The sequence below is a fragment of the uncultured Brachybacterium sp. genome, from assembly GCF_947500705.1.
GTDB lineage: Bacteria > Actinomycetota > Actinomycetes > Actinomycetales > Dermabacteraceae > Brachybacterium.
Genome location: NZ_CANMSY010000001.1, coordinates 126593 through 144456, shown reverse-complemented (window position 1 = coordinate 144456; position 17864 = coordinate 126593). Strand labels below are relative to the sequence as shown.

The 17864-nt window shown below is 63.0% G+C and carries 17 protein-coding genes and 1 pseudogene; 9 read left to right on the top strand and 9 right to left on the bottom strand.

Annotation, left to right across the window (positions count from 1 at the left end; translation table 11 throughout):
* Positions 1 to 5 precede the first annotated feature (5 nt).
* Complete coding sequence (locus Q0937_RS00675; RefSeq protein ID WP_299298516.1) at positions 6 to 899, bottom strand: transposase; 894 nt, start codon at positions 897 to 899, stop codon at positions 6 to 8.
* A 92-nt stretch (positions 900 to 991) separates the two neighbouring features.
* Here Q0937_RS00675 and Q0937_RS00670 point away from each other — a divergent pair, with 92 nt between their 5' ends.
* From Q0937_RS00670 to Q0937_RS00655, 4 genes are all read left to right on the top strand, one after another.
* Positions 992 to 1234, top strand: coding sequence for a helix-turn-helix domain-containing protein (locus tag Q0937_RS00670; protein WP_222103199.1), 243 nt, complete (start codon positions 992 to 994; stop codon positions 1232 to 1234).
* Between the two features lie 218 nt (positions 1235 to 1452).
* Positions 1453 to 3390 carry a class I SAM-dependent DNA methyltransferase gene (locus tag Q0937_RS00665; protein ID WP_299298511.1) on the top strand — a complete coding sequence of 646 codons (1938 nt, stop codon included), beginning with the start codon at positions 1453 to 1455 and terminating at the stop codon, positions 3388 to 3390.
* The gene (locus Q0937_RS00660; protein WP_299298509.1) at positions 3390 to 4745 is read left to right on the top strand and encodes a hypothetical protein; all 1356 of its coding nucleotides are present in this window, start codon (positions 3390 to 3392) and stop codon (positions 4743 to 4745) included. The genes Q0937_RS00665 and Q0937_RS00660 overlap by 1 nt, the downstream gene beginning before the upstream one ends.
* A 2-nt stretch (positions 4746 to 4747) precedes the next feature.
* Positions 4748 to 7681 (top strand): type I restriction endonuclease subunit R, encoded by a 2934-nt coding sequence (locus Q0937_RS00655; protein ID WP_299298507.1) that lies wholly within the window; start codon positions 4748 to 4750, stop codon positions 7679 to 7681.
* A gap of 132 nt (positions 7682 to 7813) precedes the next feature.
* Here Q0937_RS00655 and Q0937_RS00650 read toward each other — a convergent pair whose 3' ends face one another.
* Both Q0937_RS00650 and Q0937_RS00645 read right to left on the bottom strand, forming a co-directional pair.
* Positions 7814 to 8275, bottom strand: a complete 462-nt coding sequence (locus Q0937_RS00650; RefSeq protein WP_299298505.1) for a DUF4411 family protein — start codon at positions 8273 to 8275, stop codon at positions 7814 to 7816.
* Positions 8272 to 9405, bottom strand: a complete 1134-nt coding sequence (locus tag Q0937_RS00645; RefSeq protein ID WP_299298503.1) for an ImmA/IrrE family metallo-endopeptidase — start codon at positions 9403 to 9405, stop codon at positions 8272 to 8274. Before Q0937_RS00645 ends, Q0937_RS00650 begins: the two co-directional genes overlap by 4 nt.
* Before the next feature lie 1637 nt (positions 9406 to 11042).
* On the opposite strand from Q0937_RS00645, the pseudogene Q0937_RS00640 reads away from it, so the two are divergent.
* The 4 genes and pseudogenes from Q0937_RS00640 to Q0937_RS00625 all read left to right on the top strand — a co-directional run.
* Positions 11043 to 11264: pseudogene (locus tag Q0937_RS00640) on the top strand (transcriptional regulator); the annotation flags it as partial.
* Between the two features lie 167 nt (positions 11265 to 11431).
* The gene (locus Q0937_RS00635) at positions 11432 to 11713 is read left to right on the top strand and encodes a type II toxin-antitoxin system RelE/ParE family toxin (RefSeq protein ID WP_299298500.1); all 282 of its coding nucleotides are present in this window, start codon (positions 11432 to 11434) and stop codon (positions 11711 to 11713) included.
* Positions 11688 to 12008 carry a HigA family addiction module antitoxin gene (locus Q0937_RS00630; RefSeq protein WP_299298497.1) on the top strand — a complete coding sequence of 107 codons (321 nt, stop codon included), beginning with the start codon at positions 11688 to 11690 and terminating at the stop codon, positions 12006 to 12008. Before Q0937_RS00635 ends, Q0937_RS00630 begins: the two co-directional genes overlap by 26 nt.
* Positions 12005 to 12526: an AAA family ATPase gene (locus tag Q0937_RS00625; protein WP_299298494.1), complete on the top strand. Its 522-nt coding sequence runs from the start codon at positions 12005 to 12007 to the stop codon at positions 12524 to 12526. The genes Q0937_RS00630 and Q0937_RS00625 overlap by 4 nt, the downstream gene beginning before the upstream one ends.
* Before the next feature lie 950 nt (positions 12527 to 13476).
* Here the strand turns inward: Q0937_RS00625 and Q0937_RS00620 are convergent.
* The 5 genes from Q0937_RS00620 to Q0937_RS00600 form a co-directional block, all read right to left on the bottom strand.
* The gene (locus tag Q0937_RS00620; RefSeq protein ID WP_299298491.1) at positions 13477 to 14244 is read right to left on the bottom strand and encodes an SCO1664 family protein; all 768 of its coding nucleotides are present in this window, start codon (positions 14242 to 14244) and stop codon (positions 13477 to 13479) included.
* A complete protein-coding gene (locus tag Q0937_RS00615) occupies positions 14244 to 14798 on the bottom strand; it encodes a DUF3090 domain-containing protein (RefSeq protein WP_299298488.1) in 555 nt (184 codons plus the stop codon). Before Q0937_RS00615 ends, Q0937_RS00620 begins: the two co-directional genes overlap by 1 nt.
* Positions 14799 to 14807: 9 nt before the next feature.
* Entirely contained in the window at positions 14808 to 15515 is a 708-nt protein-coding gene (locus Q0937_RS00610) for a histidine phosphatase family protein (RefSeq protein WP_299298485.1), read from the bottom strand.
* A gap of 157 nt (positions 15516 to 15672) precedes the next feature.
* Positions 15673 to 16215 (bottom strand): dihydrofolate reductase family protein, encoded by a 543-nt coding sequence (locus Q0937_RS00605; RefSeq protein WP_299298482.1) that lies wholly within the window; start codon positions 16213 to 16215, stop codon positions 15673 to 15675.
* Positions 16216 to 16415: 200 nt separating this feature from the next.
* Positions 16416 to 16670, bottom strand: a complete 255-nt coding sequence (locus Q0937_RS00600) for a PspC domain-containing protein (RefSeq protein ID WP_299298479.1) — start codon at positions 16668 to 16670, stop codon at positions 16416 to 16418.
* 130 nt (positions 16671 to 16800) lie between these two features.
* On the opposite strand from Q0937_RS00600, the gene Q0937_RS00595 reads away from it, so the two are divergent.
* Positions 16801 to 16998, top strand: a complete 198-nt coding sequence (locus Q0937_RS00595; RefSeq protein WP_299298476.1) for a hypothetical protein — start codon at positions 16801 to 16803, stop codon at positions 16996 to 16998.
* An 85-nt stretch (positions 16999 to 17083) separates the two neighbouring features.
* On the opposite strand, the gene Q0937_RS00590 is transcribed toward Q0937_RS00595, so the two are convergent.
* On the bottom strand, positions 17084 to 17842 hold the full coding sequence (locus Q0937_RS00590) for a sulfurtransferase (protein WP_299298473.1): 759 nt from the start codon (positions 17840 to 17842) through the stop codon (positions 17084 to 17086).
* Positions 17843 to 17864 lie beyond the last annotated feature (22 nt).

Here is a 17864-nt window from a genome sequence, read left to right as displayed (position 1 = left end):
GCAGTTCACTGGGGCAGGTCTGGTTCCGCCAGAGTGCGAGTGATCTCGTCCCACTGGGAGCTCGCGATCAGTTGGTTGTGCCGGCGCAAGGCGGTCTGCCATGACCCGAACTCAGCTGGGAGCTCGCGCCACGAGATGCCGGTGCGGGTCTTGTAGAGAGCCGCGTCGACGATCGTGCGTATGTCAGTGCGTGGCCGCCCGCGGCGAGCGCCCTCTTCTGTGTGGACGATGTGCTTGATCCAGCTCCATTGCTCATCTGTGAGTCGTTGATAGTCGGGCTGGAGGCCCTCGATGTCGCTGCCGCCGTCACCAGCCTTCGCCTGGTCATCGATTCGCACGGCTTTGACCACGCCGCGGATGACAGCGCATTCGGTGCATTGGACGGTTGGCTCAACGTAGCGAGGGGAATGCCCGACCAAGGTCTCGACGTGCTGGCAGGTCAGTTCCACTCGCCAAGTGGCGCTGCGGTCGATGTGCAATGATGGTGGGTATAGGAGCTGTCGGAGCTCATCGCGCTGAGTCGGCGAAAGTGGCGGGAACGGACAGCACAGGTGGCAGTGCTCCACCCTGTTGTTCTCGAGACGCCAAACACCCATGTTGCATGCCTTGTGCTCGGCTCGGAACTCGGCATTGGCGGCGTTGATCTGCGCAAGGCTCTCTTCGTCCATGCCCAGGGCCGGCTCGCCGAGAAGGGCGCGCCCACATGCGCGGCAGGGTTCACCGGCTGCATAGGCTTCATACGGAAGCTGGAGGTCGTCGCCTGCCCGCTCCATCCGCTTCGCCTCCTCTGCTTGAGCCCACGATTCCGAGAGCAGTGCCCTGCTGCGCGGTGTGTGCAGGACGCGGGGGAGAGCTGGCGAGCTCCCGTCGGGGATCTGCTGCGAATCGGGCATGGCCATGCTCCTCTCCTTCGAGGTCTTGATGCGGCTCAGTTCGAGTCGCGAGCGACCCTGCCTCGACTGCAACTGGAAGCGATAACTTTCTGGAAGTCATGACTACCAGACCCGAGGCTGGTTGTGTGACAGAACCGCTGAAGAAGGTGCTCGGAGCGCAGGTGCGCGATCTGCGCCTTGCGCGTCGGCTATCGCAGGAAGGTCTTGCTGAAGAGCTCGGTGTATCGACTCGATACCTCGCCGGGATCGAGCGTGGGGAGCGCAACCTCACGCTGGATTCGGTCGACGCCCTCGCTGAACAGCTCGAGGTCGAGGCTCAGTCCCTGATCATCCGACGGTGACGGTCGGTGCTTGAGCCGCTCTTGCGTGGCGAGCGGGCGGCGTCGCGCGGATCCTGTCTGGGCATACAAGGTCTCGCGCGAGCTGAGAGAATGTCAGTGTTGCCGTCTACCTTCAGTGTTGGGCGGCATTACCAGTGCCAGCACCGCCGCTCGGCAGGTTGTCTAGTCACCAGTGAAGGATCCCCGTGCCACACAGCTCCATCAACCACTCTCGAATCGTGGCGCTCATCTGGAATATCGCTGACGATGTGCTCCGCGACCTCTATGTCCGAGGCAAGTACCGGGACGTGATCCTTCCCTTCACGGTCCTGCGTCGCCTGGACAGCGTCCTCGGCACGACGCGCGATGCAGTGATGGCGATGAAGAAGATGCTGGATGAGGCAGGCGTCGCCGACCAGGACGCACCGCTGCGGGATGCGGCCAGGCAGGACTTCTACAACACGTCTGGTTTCTCGCTGCAGGACCTGCGCCACGTATCGAACTCGACGCGCCTTAGGCAGAACTTCGAGGCGTACCTGGACGGGTTTTCGCCCAATGTGCAGGAGATCATCGAGAACTTCGAGTTCCGTAACCAGCTACCTCGGCTCACGAAGGCCGACGCGCTCGGTGCGTTGATCGAGAAGTTCCTCGCCCCAGATCTCGATCTCTCCCCAGCGAGGATGGACAACCACGGGATGGGCACGGTCTTCGAAGAACTTGTGCGCCGCTTCAACGAGGAGAACAACGAAGAGGCCGGCGAGCACTGGACACCGCGCGACGCCGTCCGACTCATGACCCGGCTGATGTTCGAACCGATCGCTGACGCCATCCCGTCGGGCACGTACCGCCTCTACGACGGCGCTATGGGCACCGGCGGCATGCTGACCGTCGCTGAGGAGACGCTGCATCACCTCACGGAATCGTCTGGCAAGAAGGTTTCGACCCACTTGTACGGGCAGGAGATCAACGCCGAGACGTATGCGATCGCGAAGGCCGACCTGATCCTCAAAGGCGATGGCAAGGCTGCAGACAACATCGTCGGTGGCCCGGAGTACTCGACCCTCTCCAACGATGCGTTCGCGGGCCAAGAGTTCGACTTCATGCTCTCGAATCCGCCGTACGGCAAGAGTTGGAAGACCGACCAGGACCGGCTCGGCGGCGCGAAGAAGATCATCGACCCTCGGTTCATTGTGACTCACGATGGCGACAGCGAATACTCGCTTGTCACGCGCAGCAGCGACGGGCAGCTGATGTTCCTCGCAAACCTGATCTCGAAGATGAAGCAGGAAACCGATCGCGGCTCCCGGATCGCGTCTGTGCACAACGGGTCGTCGCTCTTCACGGGCGACGCCGGCCAGGGCGAGAGCAACATCCGCCGGTGGATCATCGAAAATGACTGGCTCGAAGCGATCGTCGCGCTGCCGCTCAAGATGTTCTACAACACCGGCATCGCCACCTATGTGTGGGTGCTCTCGAACCGAAAGGAAGAGCGCCGCAAAGGCAAAGTTCAGCTCATCGATGCCACAGGCTGGTCGACACCGCTGCGCAAGAACCTCGGCGAGAAGGGCGTGGAAATCAGTGCGACCGACGCCGACATGGTGCTCGAGGCCTTCACCGCATTCGACCAGTACGACGACACCGATTGCTCCAAGGTGTTCGACGGGGTCGACTTCGGCTACCAGAAGATCACCGTCGAGCGACCGCTGCGCATCGTCGGCGTGGACCCGAACCGCGTGTACACCGCGAAGGAGATCAAGCAACTCAAGGAAGACGGTGTGCGCGACGAGACCGCGCCCCCGGTCATCAAGAAGGCGCTCCCGTACGCTGCCGTGCCCGACCCGCTGCGCGGTCGATACGAGGCGGTCATCGACGGGCGAACTCGAGTGGTGGAGTACGAGCCCGACACTGAACTTCGAGACACTGAGCAGGTCCCGCTCACTGAGCCGGAAGGCGGCTACGCCAACGGAGCTGAGGCGTTCTTCCGGCGTGAGGTCACGCCATACGCGCAGGATGCCTGGATTGATGAGTCGAAGACAAAGATCGGCTACGAGATCTCCTTCACGCGCCACTTCTACAAGCCAGCGTCGATGCGCACGCTAGCCGAGATTCAAGCTGACATCCGTGCTCTCGAGGCAGAGACTGACGACCTCATCGCTGAGATCGCGGGTGAGGACTGATGTTTCGCAATCTCCCTAAGTACGGCTCGTACAAAGTTGCAGGTGATTGGCTGGCCGAGGTACCTGTTTCCTGGTCCTGGGAGCCTGCCCGAACCATCTTTGCTGAGCGCAAGGATGCCGGGCACGGTGATGAAAAGATGCTCTCAGTGACTGTAGGACGCGGCGTAATTCCTCAAGCCGATCTCCTGTCCTCGTCTGCGAAGAAGGATTCGTCAAACGCCGACAAATCAAAATACAAACTCGTAGAGTCCGGGGATGTCGTCTATAACAAGATGCGCGCGTGGCAAGGGGCGGCAGGGGGCTCAACCTTTCGCGGAATTGTTAGCCCCGCCTATATCGTAATGACGCCGCGGAATGCTCTCACAAGATATTTACACCACATCCTGCGCACCCCGCAGTTTGCGAAGGAAGCCGAGCGCTGGTCTTATGGCATTACGTCCGACCAATGGAGCCTAAGGCCAGAGCACTTCAAGATGATTCGCTTCCCGGTTCCGCCAGCGGAGGAGCAGGCGGCGATCGTGAAGTATCTCGCTCACGCTAACGCTCGCATCGACAAGGCCATCGCCGCCAAGCGTCACCTCATGTCCCTTTTGAATGAGCAAGCAAACGTCCAGCGAGCCCCGCTCCTGCAGGGTCTTGGCCCGGAGCAACGTCTGGCGAACATCGTTTGGGAAGGCCCGACGAATGGCGTCTCTCCGGAAATCTCCGAGTCTGGGGACCTTCAGACCGTAAGTATTTCTGTGGTCCGGGGCGGCATGGTTGATGTCTGGGAGTCAGATATTAAGTATGTCGAGCGATCGGCGGTTCGGGACGTCGGTAAGTACGCGTTACGAGCCGGTGACGTACTTATAGTGCGTGGCAACGGGAACCTTAAGCTTGTGGGTCGCGCAGGCCGAGTCTCGGTTGATATGCCGGATCGGATCTACCCAGATCTCCTCATGAGAATGCGGTTCCGAACTGGCATTGACTCCCGATTTGTTGTGGCCGTTTTGAATTCACCTGCGGTTAGGGAGCAGATCGAAGCGACCTGTCGCACAGCCGTGGGGACGTACAAGTTGAGCGGCGCAGATGTTCGTGGGCTTCGAGTGCCAGTACCTGGGTTGGATGTCCAACACAGGATCATTCGAGAGCTTGAAGCGATCGATGCCAATTTCACCCAGATCACGGTCAAACTCTCGCGTGAGGTTGACCTACTCCGAGAGTTCCGGGCCCGACTGGTCGCGGATGTGGTCACAGGCCAGGTTGACGTCCGTGCCATCGCAGCGACCTTGCCGGACGCACCAGAATCGTTCGACAACACGGTCTCAGCAACCGATGATGATCTTGAGGAAGCACTGAGCGAAGGCGAGGAGTGAACATGCAGCGACTCAACGAGGAGAGCTTGGAAACGCTCATCGTCACTCAGATGAGCGAGGGAGGCTGGACCGCGGGGGCACCCGGCGACTACGTCGCTTCCTACGCGATCGATCTGGAGCACTTCGTTGCGTTCATCGACTCAACCCAGCCCGATCTCGTCGACTCGCTCGGGCTCGCATCGGACACTCCCACGCGTCATAAGTTCCTCGCTCGGCTCCAGGGTGAGATCACGCGGCGGGGTGTCGTCCACGTCTTGCGAAACGGCATCGACCATCTCGGTCTGCACGTCGACCTGTACTACCCGACGCCCGCAGCTGGGAACCCGAAGGCTGCTGAGCATTTCGCCGCGAACCGGTTCGTCGTCACGCGGCAAGTGCATCACAGCGTTAGTAACCCGGGGGATGCCGTCGACCTTGTGGCGTTCGTCAACGGTCTGCCCATCTTTACGTTCGAATTGAAGAACAACATCACGAACCAAACGGTGGAAGACGCCGTTCAGCAGTACCAGCGCGACCGCGATCTTCGTGAGCCGCTGTTCGGGTTCGGACGGACGATCGCACACTTCGCCCTGGACGATCAGCGCGCACGATTCTGCACCGAGCTCAAGGGCGCTTCATCGTGGTTCTTGCCGTTCGACCAAGGATTCAACGATGGTGCGGGTAACCCGCCGAATCCCGATGGAGTTATGACGGACTACGTGTGGCGGCGAGTGCTCGCGCCGCAGAGTCTCGCCGGGATCATCGAGAACTATGCGCAGATCGTGGTTGAAAAGAGCCAGAAGACTGGCAAGAAGGTCTCCAAGGCGATCTTCCCTCGGTATCACCAGCTCGATGTCGTGCGCCAACTCCTGTCCGATGTGGAGGCGAACGGTGCTGGTCGTCGCTATCTCATTCAACACTCGGCTGGCAGTGGCAAGTCAAACTCGATTGCCTGGCTGACTCACCAGCTCACCGAGGCCACACATGCTGGTCGGATCGCGTTCGACTCGATCATCGTCGTCACCGACCGCATCATCCTTGACAGCCAGCTCACGCAAACCATCAAGTCGTTCCTGCAGGTGGGATCGACCGTGGTTCATGCCGACCGCTCCGGAGATCTTCGCCGTGCGATCACGGCGGGCAAGAAGATCATCGTCACCACGGTGCAGAAGTTCCCGTACATCCTGGATGACATCGGAGCAGACCATCGTGACCGTAGGTTCGCCATCGTTATCGACGAGGCGCACTCGTCCCAGGGGTCGAAGACTTCGGCGGCCGTCTCGAGCGCACTCGGCGGCATCGAGGCCCACGACGAAGACACCGTCGAGGATCGGATCAACCGGATCATCGAGGGTAAGAAGCTGCTGACGAACGCGAGCTACTTCGCTTTCACGGCGACGCCTAAAAACAAGACGCTCGAGATATTCGGCGAGCCGGTGCCCAACGCCGAAGGAGGCACCAGCTTCCGACCATTCCATTCGTACACGATGAAGCAGGCGATTCAGGAGGGCTTCATCGTCGATGTCCTCTCCAACTACACGCCGGTCGGCAGCTATTACAAGCTGATGAAGACCGTGGAGGACGATCCTGAGTTCGATGCGAAGCGCGCCTCGAAGAAACTTCGCACCTATGTCGAGGGCAACGAGCACGCCATTGCTCAGAAGACCGACATCGTGATCGAGCACTTCCTTGCCCAGGTGGTTGCGAAGCGGAAGATCGGCGGCCAAGCGCGGGCAATGGTCGTAACTTCGTCGATCGCACGGTGCATCGAGTACTTCCATGCGATTCGTGACGCGCTCGCAGCCCGCAAGAGCCCGTACAAGGCGGTCGTCGCCTTCTCTGGTGAGCACGAGTACAAAGGACTGAAAGTCACCGAGGCAAGCTTGAATGGCTTCCCCTCCAACGCGATCGCCGAGCAGGTGAAGACCGACCCGAATCGGATCCTCGTCGTCGCGAACAAGTTCCAAACCGGCTACGACGAGCCACTGCTGCACACGATGTACGTGGACAAGGCGTTGTCGGGTGTCCTGGCGGTGCAGACGCTGTCGCGGCTCAATCGGGCACATCCGGCGAAGCACGACACCTTCGTTCTCGACTTTGCCAACGATGCTGAGGAGATCCAGCGCGCGTTTGAACCGTACTACCGCACGACCGTGCTGGCTGAAGAGACAGATGCCAACAAGTTGCATGACCTGATCAACGACCTCGACGCATTCGGGATCTACACACCTGAGCAGGTCGAAGAATTTGTTAGCCGGTACCTGGCGGGGGAGAGGCGCGACCAGCTGGACCCTCTGCTGGATACAAGCGTCGCTGAGTACATCGAACTCCCTGACGAAGATGACCAGGTGAAGTTCAAGGGCGATGCCAAAGCCTTCCTTCGCACGTACAACTTCCTCTCCACCGTCCTGCCCTACGGTAGCGCTGAGTGGGAGAAGCGATCGATCTTCCTTGACCACCTCGTGCCCAAGCTGCCGGCTCCCAAGGAAGAGGATCTCGCCGCCGGAATCCTCGAGAACATCGACTTGGAGTCTTATCGCGCTGAGAAGCTCAACGCGATGAAGATCGTGCTTGAAGACGCAGATGGCATTCTCGCGCCACCACCGCCCAACGGCGGAGGACACCTTTCGGACCCGGAGCTTGAGAGACTCTCGGCGATCGTCCGAAGCTTCAACGATCACTTTGGCAACATCGAGTGGAACGACGCCGATCGTGTCCAGCGGTTCATCACCGAAGAGATCCCGCGCCTGGTGTCCGAGGACGAGGCCTACAAGAATGCGCAGGCCAACGACGACCCAGTGAACGCCCGCGTCGAGAGCGACCGTGCCCTCAGCCAGGTCATGCTGCGTCTCATCTCAGACGACACTCAGCTCTTCAAAGAGTTCCAGGACAACAGCAGCTTCAAGCAATGGCTCGCTAGCGCGGTGTTCAATGCCACATACCGGAAGAGTGCTTGAGCGGTTCCGCGTTAAAAGCCAACTCACTCGGTACTGGCGGGCAGCAAAATTAGCCTTTCAAAGCTTGGTTCCGATACTCGGATTACCCCGTTGCTGTCCTGGAGTGGGAGCGACCCCAGATTTGCATTGCGGCTAGAAAGTCCATCCTTGCGCCTTGACGAATCCGAAAAACTTCATGGTGGGTACCCCGTGTTCCGAAGCAATATTGGGGATCTTCTGGTTCCGGTCCGGGGTGTTGGGACCCTTCAGGGTTTCCTCGGTAACCACTACCCGCTGCTCTTGAAGTCCATGGGCAATGACCCAGGGGTCGGCATCGTTCTGTGTTCCGCTCACCCAGCCGGGGTGGGCCTGAGTGATGGCGGCCACCGTCAACACCTCATCTTGATGCGTTGCGCATAGGAACCCGTGGAGGTTCTTTGCCCAGATGTGGAGGTCGTCGTCGCCTCGCTCCAACTCGCGGAGGACTGCTTCGCAGATACAGGCCTCTCCCTGGCTCACGAGGTCTTCGAGTGAAGCCCATAGGGACGGGAAGATGTCGCGGGGGTAGAGCCGCTCCATGTTGATGAGAATGTTTGAATCGAGGGTGTAGCTCACTGGTTGCTCCCCTCGGTCCGGTAATACTCCTCAAACATCTGTCTGACCATGGGAATCCGTGCGTTCAGGAGGTAACTGGCATCCATCCAGTCAACTCGGGAGTCCTCCACGGCGCGTGCCACGGTGCCGACATATGTGCTACCAAGGTCTCGGTAACGCACGCGCCAGGGGGCGGGCCCGCCGGTCTTTGCCTTCTGGTCCGCTCGACTCTTGGCCCAGACTGCGTCGCTCTCCCGCCAGATGGATTCCAAATCGTCGTCATCAATTACATTCAATGTCCGGAGACGGATGCCTGCGGCCAGGTAGCTGACCTTGAAGCGCGCCGCTACCTTGGATGCTAGGTCGCTGGGCTCTCCATCCAGTGTCTTTACCAACGCCGTGACCTGCTTGTAGGGCATGAGGAAGTTCGCTGCGAACGAATTGGCGATTGCCTCTTCATCCATATCCTCATCCAGATCGCACAGGCCGCTGGTTTTGTTGGCAAGGTGTGCGACCTCGTGGAAGAGGGTGAACACCTTGCCGTTGTTGGAATCGGATCCATTAAGGATGATTACTGGCAAGGAATCGTGCTGAATGGACAGGCCTCGGAATGTGCTGAGAGGCACCTTGGTCGTCTGGAACACGAGGTAGCCATGGTGCTCCAGCAGTCCTCTCCAAAAGTTCAGCACCTGATTCTGGCCATTCTCGGGGGGGACAAACTCTTCGCGGAGACCGAGATAGGCGCGGAGCTCGCTGGCACGCTTGCGGTAAGTGTCCCAAGTGATGGAACCCACTCGGGCCGTCCGCTCCGGCGCTCCCTGGAGGTCTAACACAGTGTCGCGGTGCTGCTCCGCGCGACGCATCTCGCGCGCTAGAAGGGGTGGGAGGGGTTCCGCTCCACGCCCACGAAAGTCAGGGGTCTGTGGAACGTCCGTGGACGCTGGCGGAGGAGCGAAGAAGAAGGCCATTGTCCGGTCCAACTTCTTGGCAATCTTCTCTAGCTGCTTCAGGGTCGGCTGCTCGTCGCCGGACTCAAATGCAAGTGTCCGTTCGAGGGTTGTGCCAGCGGCGCTGGCCACGTCCTGGGCATCCAGCTGCATGACGGAGCGCGCCCAAGTCAGCGTGGCCCCGTTGATGGGTGCGCGTGCCATGGTGATGCTCCTCCCCGAGTGGCGGTCAGCGGCGGCGGGCCGGGTGCGAGTGACCTTGTCCCAATCATATGGTTAGGCACTGACCCTCAAGAGCTATCGGTCCGTTACCCCCGCCGTGTCAGCGCCAGCGTCGCTGATGACTGTCGTTGCGCAGCATGGGTGGGCGCTACTGCGCCGGCAGTCCCGGCGGTGCGGCGTGGGATCATGGACCCATGTCTACTGATGACACCGAGCGCGCGCCGAAGGTCATCCGCTGTAAGCACTGGTCTGAGGGGCTTGGTCGCTTCGGCGGCTGGCACCACCACGAGGGTCCTCACGCGTGCGACTGGGCGAACCACGATGGCGAGTGTCCGTACTGGGTCAGCGTTGGCGGTAGGCCGAACCTTTAATCTCGGCTTTGGAGGTATAGGGAGTCTTGTAGGCGCGCCAACCTGTCGAATAGCGCGTCTGCTGGCCCTCCTCGCGACTCTTGCGACCCTGGCTGCTAGGCTGCCTTCAGGCGCTCCAAGTGACGCAGGTTGCCCTCCGCGCGGTGCCTTCTCGCACTAAAACCCCAGTTCAGGCGGTACTCTGCCGACTTGGAACAGCCTTAGCACCTAAGGTTCCGCAATCACTGTAATTCGGTGGAGTTCCGCTTCAACGTGTGAGCCCTTCGCGGTCGTTGAGCGAGCGTAGCGAGGCGAACGCGCTTATATCGGCCGGATTGCTGCGCTACATGTGGCCTTCTGTGCGCGCGTAGAGATATCTTGAGCAAGTGCCAACTATCCTGCCTGAGCGGACGATCGATTCGCTCTTCGCCTTCGAAGTGCTCGCGGCGTTGCCAACGGCAAAGGTCTACTCGCCAGCTAACAATGCTGGGCCAGGAACGCCAGACCACGTGGTCACAGTTTCATCTGGATCGATCGTGTTCGAGCTCAAGACGTTGTCTTCTGGTACTGCCACGGGGGCTCCGTGGTACGTGGACGTGCCCCGCACCCAGTTGAGCAGCTACGTAGGAACGGCGGCGAATGTCACCTACGTGTTGCCTGCTGAGCCCGCGAATCGGTTCATGCCATGGCTGCGTGCCTGTACTACAGATCCTGACTCCAGGGGACGGTGCCAAGCGTGCTACGCGAGTTCGACAGCAGGTGACGCGGCATCCCGGCGACGTTGGTCCGGGATGCTCCCGAGGTGGCAGTCGGAACCGCCCGAAGTGCAACTTCAACCGTGGTTCAATCACTGGGCATGGTGCCTGCCAGCGTCAATGCTTGATGCACATCTCAGGGCTAAGGGCACGACGTCGGGCACGGCTAGGTCCTGGCATGTTTCGGCGCAGGATGCGGCGTTGGGCAGCCTCCCCGGCGCAGTTCGGCTCTGTCATCTTCTTCAGGGCCTTACTGCCTTGAGCGCGCCGACGCCTCCTGGTCCTGGCGGTGTCGATGGCGACAGCGGCGACGGGCCATCACCGGAAACCGATCTCCCTGATTTCGGGGATGGGCGCGTTGAAAACGCTGACGGCAACAACAGCCCATCTGATGGCACGAGTCGAATCGACCTCGAGGTGTTCCAGTGTCCTGAGGACACTGAACTGATCCAGGCCGAGGAATCGCATCTCGTTGTCGTGTCGGCCTAAGGCTGTCATCGAGCCGCGAGGAGCGCGCACCAACGTCTCCAACCAGCCGCCCTGCCTGCGCGGCCGCGGGATCGTCGTCGCAGGGCCGAAGGGTCAGCAGATCCGTTACAAGACCGCAGCTCCTCACATCGCCGCCGCGCTCACCGCTCTGGTTGATGTCACCCTTGCTGTCGACCAGAGCGTGCCGTGCATCGGCCTCCGGCGTACGGTCCCGGGCTGCTGCGACATCGAAGGAGCCATGCGATGAGCGACGAGTGCTGCGGTAATGACGAGTCAAGCCGACCGAAGGAAGGGGTCCGTCGCGTGCGCCTGGAGTAGATCGGTGTCGTGCCAGAGGTTGGCAGCTGTGGCGACGTCGTGGAGTTCCGGTTTAACGTCTAGCGTTAATGACGGTGTCCGTTATATGCTTGTGACGTGATCAGATCGTTCGGCAGCAAGGACACCGAGCGCATCTGGCATGAGCAGTACGTCAAGCGGGTCGATCGCACGATGCAGCGGGCGGCCTTGCGGAAGCTCGAGCTGATCCATGCGGCGAAGGATGTCGAAGACCTCCGGGTCCCGCCTGGCAACCGCCTGGAGCGCCTGGTCGGCGACCGGCGTGGGCAGCACAGCATCCGCGTCACCGCGCAATGGCGTCTCTGCTTCGTCTGGAGAGAGGGAGGTGCGGACAATGTCGAACTCGTCGACTACCACTGAGGGCGATCTGATCGAGCCGGTCCACCCGGGAGAGATCCTGATGGAGGACTTCATCGAGGGCTTCGGGATCACGCAGAACAAGCTCGCAGTATCGATCGGCGTCCCCCCGCGGCGGATCAACGAGATCGTGCACGGCAAGCGCGGGATCACGGCTGACACGGCGATCCGTCTGGCGCGATACTTCGGGACGTCCGAGGAGTTCTGGATGAACCTGCAGTCGAACTACGAGCTGCGGCTCGAGCGTCACGCCCTGCGTGAGAAGGTCGCTGCGATCACGCCGCTGGCAGTCGCGTGACCGGACGCCTCGTCGTGGTCTCCGGTCTGCCCGGGGTCGGCAAGACGAGCATCGCCGTGATCGTCGCGGCGAACACGGGAGCGATCCACCTTTCCATCGACGCAGTCGAGGAATCGATTCTCGCCTGCGGATTGCCGACAGGGCGGCAAGTCGGCGTCGCGGCGTACGAGGCAGTACGTTCGATGGCGGAGCAGAATCTTCGGCTCGGCCATGATGTCGTCGTCGATGCAGTCAACGAAAGTGAAGAGGCTCGGGAGACTTGGCGGATGGCGGCCGCGCGTACGGGGGCAACCCTCGAATTCGTGCATCTCATGATCTCCGATGCGCTGGAGCATCAGAGAAGGCTCAGCGGCAGGGATCGCGGTCTCGCCTATGTCAGTGAGCCGACCTGGTCGGATGTGCAGCGCCGTCGCGCTGTTTATGCCGCGTGGTCCGATGAGGTCTTGGAGTTCGACACGGCAGTGCAGGTTGCGGACGAGATCGCGGACTCGCTCACCGCGCGCCTCAGCACGAGATGAGGCAACGTCATCGCTGTTGGTTCTCCGTACCGGAACTCGGTGGAGTTCCGCTTCAGCGTCTGAGCCGTTGGGCGGCGGAATGGCATTACGACGTCTCAGAGCTTTGCGGGCTTCCGGTTCCGGACTGGCGCGCATTGATGACACTTCCTATAAGTGGAAGAGATCTTCTCGTTCTGTGAAGACTTCTGGTCCCCGGCTGACTCCGTTCGTGCGCTCTGACGCGGTCGAGGCGATCCTTGCAGAAGCCCTGGCGCATCCTGACCGGGAGTTCTCGCTGGCCGAGCTCGGGCGGCGAACCGGCGTCAGCGGCTCCGTCGTCCATCGTGAGGTGGGGCGCCTCGTCGAGAGCGACATCCTCCGCAGCCGCCATGAGGGACGCAACCGACTCGTGCGTGCCAATGACGAGCTTCCGCTGGTCGGGCCCATGGGCGAGATCATCGACGCGGGGTACGGTCCTGTCCCGGTTCTTCGTGATCTCTTCGAGGGCGTGGACGGGACCGAGCGTGTCATGATCTACGGCTCCTGGGCCGCACGGCGTGCTGGTGTGGGAGAGGCGTTCCGGAACGATATCGACGTCCTCGTCACCAGATTGTCGGTCGAAGAGTGGGCAGCGAGTGAGCCGACGCCGTTCGTCGCGACGCTTCGCATACGGCCAACCGTCGACGTGACGTCCGGCGACGTCGATACCTGTGCGGGGTATCGATGCCTGTGCGGGGTATCTGCGCTGAAGGGCCGGGACCGGGTGCGCCACAGGGACCCCGCTGGGCATGAGCCGCCGCGTGCAACGGGCGACGGTGCGGAAGCCCGAGCTGATCGACGCCGCGAAGGACGTGGAGTACCTCCGTATCTCGCCGATGAGCTGGCGGGCGTGGCTCGTCGGCGATCGTGCAGAGCGCACAGCATTCGGGCCCACCTCACACCACCCGGCGTTCCCCGTCGCCGCGGCTTCGTCAGAACAGGGGCCAGGGAACCGCCGGCATGTCACCGGCGGGAGCCGGGAACCGCCCGACCGAGCGCAACCTGGAGCAGCGGGCAGCGAGCGCTGCGATTTCCTGGGTGCTGAGCAGGTCTGCCAGGTCTCTTCCCAGGTCGCCGCGCAGCCCCTCGCTGATGCGCTCGATGCCGCCAAGCTCCTCGGCGGTCAGAGCGTCTCCCACCCATCCCCAGAGGACCGTGCGCAGCTTGTGGTCGCGGTGGAAGGTGAGCCCATGGTCGACGCCGTGCCGGCGGCCGTCTGTCATGGCGAGAACGTGGTCGCCTTTGCGATCGGCGTTGTTGACGATCACGTCGAAGACGGCCATGCGCCGGAGGGCCGGCGAGTCCTCGTGGACGAGGGTGACCAGCCGTCCGTTCTCATCCTGCCCCTCGAGCACGTGCTTCCAGCCCGCCGTCGGCGCGTCGTCCGACGCGACCACGTCGACGGCGCTGTGGTCGGGATCGTGCTCCTGCCAGAGCTGCACCATTCCTTCGCCGAGGGGGCCGTCGCGCAGCCAGGTGTGGGGTACCACGCCCCAGCCGAGGGCTTGCGAGACCAGGTAGGCGGCCACTTCCCGGTGTGCCAGGGTGCCGCTGGGGAAGTCCCACAGCGGGCTTTCGCCGGCTCTCGGCTTGTAGACGACGTCCATGTCACCGATGGTGCCCAGGAAGGTGGCGTTGGACGCCGTTCTGATGCGACCGGTGATCGTCAGGTCTGCGGTCACCAGGTCCGTGGCGGACATCAGTCCTCGGGAAGCGTGCAGAGATGCCCGTCGGGGTCGATGGGGTAGCCGCAGAGCGGGCACAACGGGCGCCCGGCCCCCACGACCTCGCGGGTGCGCTGGGCGAAGGCACGGGCGGTGCCTACCGGGATGCGCAGCAGCAGCTTCTCGCTCTCGTGAGCTCCGTCCTCATCAGCCAGGTCATCGTTGTCGTCAGCCTCGACATCCGTGAGGGGGTAGGCCTCTATGACGATCTGGGCCGTGCTCGGGTCCCAGCCCAGGCTCATGGTGCCGGTGCGGAAATGCTCCTGAACGGCCTCGAGCTGGTCGTTGTCGACAAGTTCAGGGGGCGTGGTCGTGGGCACGCTGAAGGGGTTGCCCTGGACGGTGGCGAGCTGGTCGAGGATCTCGTCGATCTTGTCCGCGAGCAGAGCCGACTGCTGCTTCTCGAGGGCGATGCTCACCACCTGCGTTCCTGAGCGAACCTGGAGATAGAACGTACGCGCCCCTGGCAGGCCGATGGTGCCGACGACGGCCCGATCAGGCCAGTTGAACTCGTGAACACGGGTAGGCATGCCAGTATCCTAGGCGCCGCTGGTCGATGGTGCCTTGTGCCCCGCGCCGCCACCGACCTGCGCATCGCCAGGGTGGAGGCCCTTCGACAGCCACGAAAGGTCACCCGCGTCGGTGTTGGTCGCGTGCACGCTCGGCCGGCTGGCGCCGTAGCGCACGACCGATACGGAGGCGGGGCCCACGTTGATGCGCTGGAACAGGTCGAGGTGCATGCCGAGCGCGTCGGCGAGTACCGACTTGATGATGTCACCGTGGCTGACCGCGACCCACACGGCCTCGGGCCCATGCTCGGCTTCGAAGGCTGCATCGTGGCGGCGGATCGCTGCCACTGATCGAGCCTGCATCGCGGCCATGGATTCACCGTCGGGGAAGACGACGGCGGATGGTTGCGACTGGACCAGCGGCCACAGATCCTCGGTCGCGAGGTCGGAGAGCATGCGGCCCTGCCATTGGCCGTAGTCGCATTCGGTGAGATCGGGATCGACCGGTGCGTCAGGCGTGACCGCCTGGCGATCGAGGATGTGCTGGGCGGTCTGTCGACAACGCTCCAGGGGGCTCGACACCACCGCGACGAGGGGAACGGCCGCGAGCCGGTCTCCGGTCAGCGCCGCCTGGTCCCGTCCGTGATCGTCGAGAAGAACGCCGGGGGTCCGACCTGCCAGCAGTCCCGTCGCATTTGCTGTGGTGCGGCCGTGCCGCACGAGAATGACTGTCGCCATCCGGCCAGCCTAACCACCCGGGCGACGGCTGTACGACCCCATCGGAGCGCCAGCTCAGAGCATCTCGCGTATCGAGCCCGCCTGGCTCGACGTGACGGCCCACTCGCCGGAGGGGCGTGACCAGGTGTGGACCGGCCCGGACATCTCGCCGAGAGCGCTACCTGAGGATCCGGTAGCGGAGGTGGGTCTCGCTCGCGTACGCGGAGGTCTCGAGGCGTTCGAGCTCGATGCGCTGCCCCAGGCCCGCGAACAGCGAGATGCCGTCGCCGAGCAGCACCGGCGCGATATCGAGGTGAAGCTCATCGACGAGCCCGAGCCGCAGGCACTGCCGAGAGATGCTCCCGCCGAGCAGGCTGACCCAGCCATCGCCGGCGGACCGTGCGGCCAGCGCGACGGCCTCGGCGATGTCGTCGACGATGAAGGTGTACGTGGTGCCGTCGCGCTCGATCGGTTCATGGGCGCTGTGGGTCATGAGATAGACCGGCACTTTCAGCATGCCGCCGTACGGGAGCTCATCGTCCTCGATGGTCTGGGAGGAGTTCGCGCCCCCGACCACGGCTCCGATCCGGCCCATGACTCGCTCCACGACGGAGTAGTCCTCGGGAGCGGAGGGCCTGCCGAACATCCAGTCGACCGCGCCGTCCGGGTCCGCCAGGAGTCCGTCGAGGGTGATGGTTGCGTGGACGATCACTGTGGCCACGGCGCGCTCCTTGCGAATGGGAGTGAGCTCATCGTCGACGGGCTATGCCCGGACCAGGCTCTTCTCTGAGAGGTACGGGTTCCTGGCACTGGAGGAGACCGAGCTGTGGGGCGAAGACACCCCGTGCCGGATCATGGTGAAGCCGCTCATCACCGCGGGGACGGCTGCGGCATCCGGCGACTGAACGCAGAACCCTCGGCTCAGGACCTTGCTGAGGCGCGCGCGACGGCACGCTCCAGCGGGATGCGGCCATCCTGCCAGGGGAGCAGGATCCACGCCACCAGATAGGCGCCGAGCCCGAGCACGGGCAGCAGGAAGGACACCAGCAGCAGCACGCGCACCAGCCACACGTCGAGCCCGAACTTCTCGGCGAGACCACCGCCGATCCCTGCCACGAGACGGCGGGGACCGCGCTGGAAGCCGATGCTGCGGAGGGCGTTGAAGATCGTCGTCATGCACTCCACGGTAGTGGCCACGGGCGCCTCTCGCAGTGGGGATGGCCCCCCTGCACGGCGGCGGTGAACCCTGAGCCGCGGCCCGTGCAGGGTGAGCACCGGCGCCGGAGCACTGGAGGAGAATGAGCGCATGAGCATGCCCGATGCCAGGAACCCACGCGTCGCCGTGACGCGCCCGGCCACGACCGATCTGCTGGTGAGGATCCGCGCCGACGGCAGAGTTCTCCTCCCCCTGACCGGTGCGCGGCGCCCGCTTCCGGAGAGACGGCGGCCGGGATGGCGCTTCTCCGGGCCGAGCCTCACCCGCGGCGGCGCGGAGCGGCACTGATGCGCTGTTCACCGACGCCTCCGGTGCTGAGGAGCTCGAGCACGACTGACGGGACACTCCTCGACCCGCCGTCACCGAAGAGTCGTCACCGGCTGTCCGAGGTCGCGACGGCGTCGTCCCGCGGCGTGAGGTCGGGAGCGAGCGCCTCGCGCTCGTCGAAGACGAAGCACTCGCCGGTGAAGTGGTCGCCGCCCACGTCCTCGAAATAGCCGAGGATGCCGCCGTCGAGCTGCAGCGCGTCGATGCCGTCCTCGCGCAGGTGGATCGCAGCCTTCTCGCAGCGGATCCCACCGGTGCAGAAGCTCACGACGGTTTTGCCTTCGAGCGCATCGCGATGAGTTGAGGCCGCCTCCGGGAAGTGCGTGAACCGTTCGATGCGCCAATCGACGGCGCCCTCGAAGGTGCCGTAGTCCACCTCGAAGGCATTGCGCGTGTCCAGCATGACGACCTCGCGGCCGTCGTCATCGTGGCCCTGGTCGAGCCAGCGCTTGAGGGTGCGCGGTGCCACGGCGGGCGCGCGTTCATCGATGGGGCGGATGGTGGGGTGATCCATGCGGATGATCTCGCGCTTGAGCTTGACCAGCATCTTGCGGAACGGCTGCTCGGCTGACCAGCTCTCCTTCGCCGTCAGCGCGGCGAAGCGAGGTTCGGTGCGCAGAGCATCGAGGTACCCGCGCAGTGCGTCGGCCTCACCCGCGAGGAACATGTTGATGCCCTCCTCCGCGAGGAGGATGGTGCCCTTCAGCTGGGCCGCCTCCGCTCGCTCGCGCAGCACGGGCCGCAACTGCTCACGATCGGAGATCCGGGTGAACAGGTAGGCGGAGATGTTCAGGACAGGGTGCACGGGGCGAGCCTACCGAAGGGCG

Coding starts and splice junctions, on each gene's coding strand:
- Q0937_RS00645 (WP_299298503.1), bottom strand. CDS start 9,405: ATGGCACGCGCACCCATCAACGGGGCCACGCTGACTTGGGCGCGCTCC.
- Q0937_RS00660 (WP_299298509.1), top strand. CDS start 3,390: ATGTTTCGCAATCTCCCTAAGTACGGCTCGTACAAAGTTGCAGGTGAT.
- Q0937_RS00620 (WP_299298491.1), bottom strand. CDS start 14,244: ATGTCCGCCACGGACCTGGTGACCGCAGACCTGACGATCACCGGTCGC.
- Q0937_RS00610 (WP_299298485.1), bottom strand. CDS start 15,515: ATGGCGACAGTCATTCTCGTGCGGCACGGCCGCACCACAGCAAATGCG.
- Q0937_RS00615 (WP_299298488.1), bottom strand. CDS start 14,798: ATGCCTACCCGTGTTCACGAGTTCAACTGGCCTGATCGGGCCGTCGTC.
- Q0937_RS00670 (WP_222103199.1), top strand. CDS start 992: ATGACTACCAGACCCGAGGCTGGTTGTGTGACAGAACCGCTGAAGAAG.
- Q0937_RS00630 (WP_299298497.1), top strand. CDS start 11,688: ATGTCGAACTCGTCGACTACCACTGAGGGCGATCTGATCGAGCCGGTC.
- Q0937_RS00600 (WP_299298479.1), bottom strand. CDS start 16,670: ATGACGACGATCTTCAACGCCCTCCGCAGCATCGGCTTCCAGCGCGGT.
- Q0937_RS00595 (WP_299298476.1), top strand. CDS start 16,801: ATGAGCATGCCCGATGCCAGGAACCCACGCGTCGCCGTGACGCGCCCG.
- Q0937_RS00655 (WP_299298507.1), top strand. CDS start 4,748: ATGCAGCGACTCAACGAGGAGAGCTTGGAAACGCTCATCGTCACTCAG.
- Q0937_RS00675 (WP_299298516.1), bottom strand. CDS start 899: ATGGCCATGCCCGATTCGCAGCAGATCCCCGACGGGAGCTCGCCAGCT.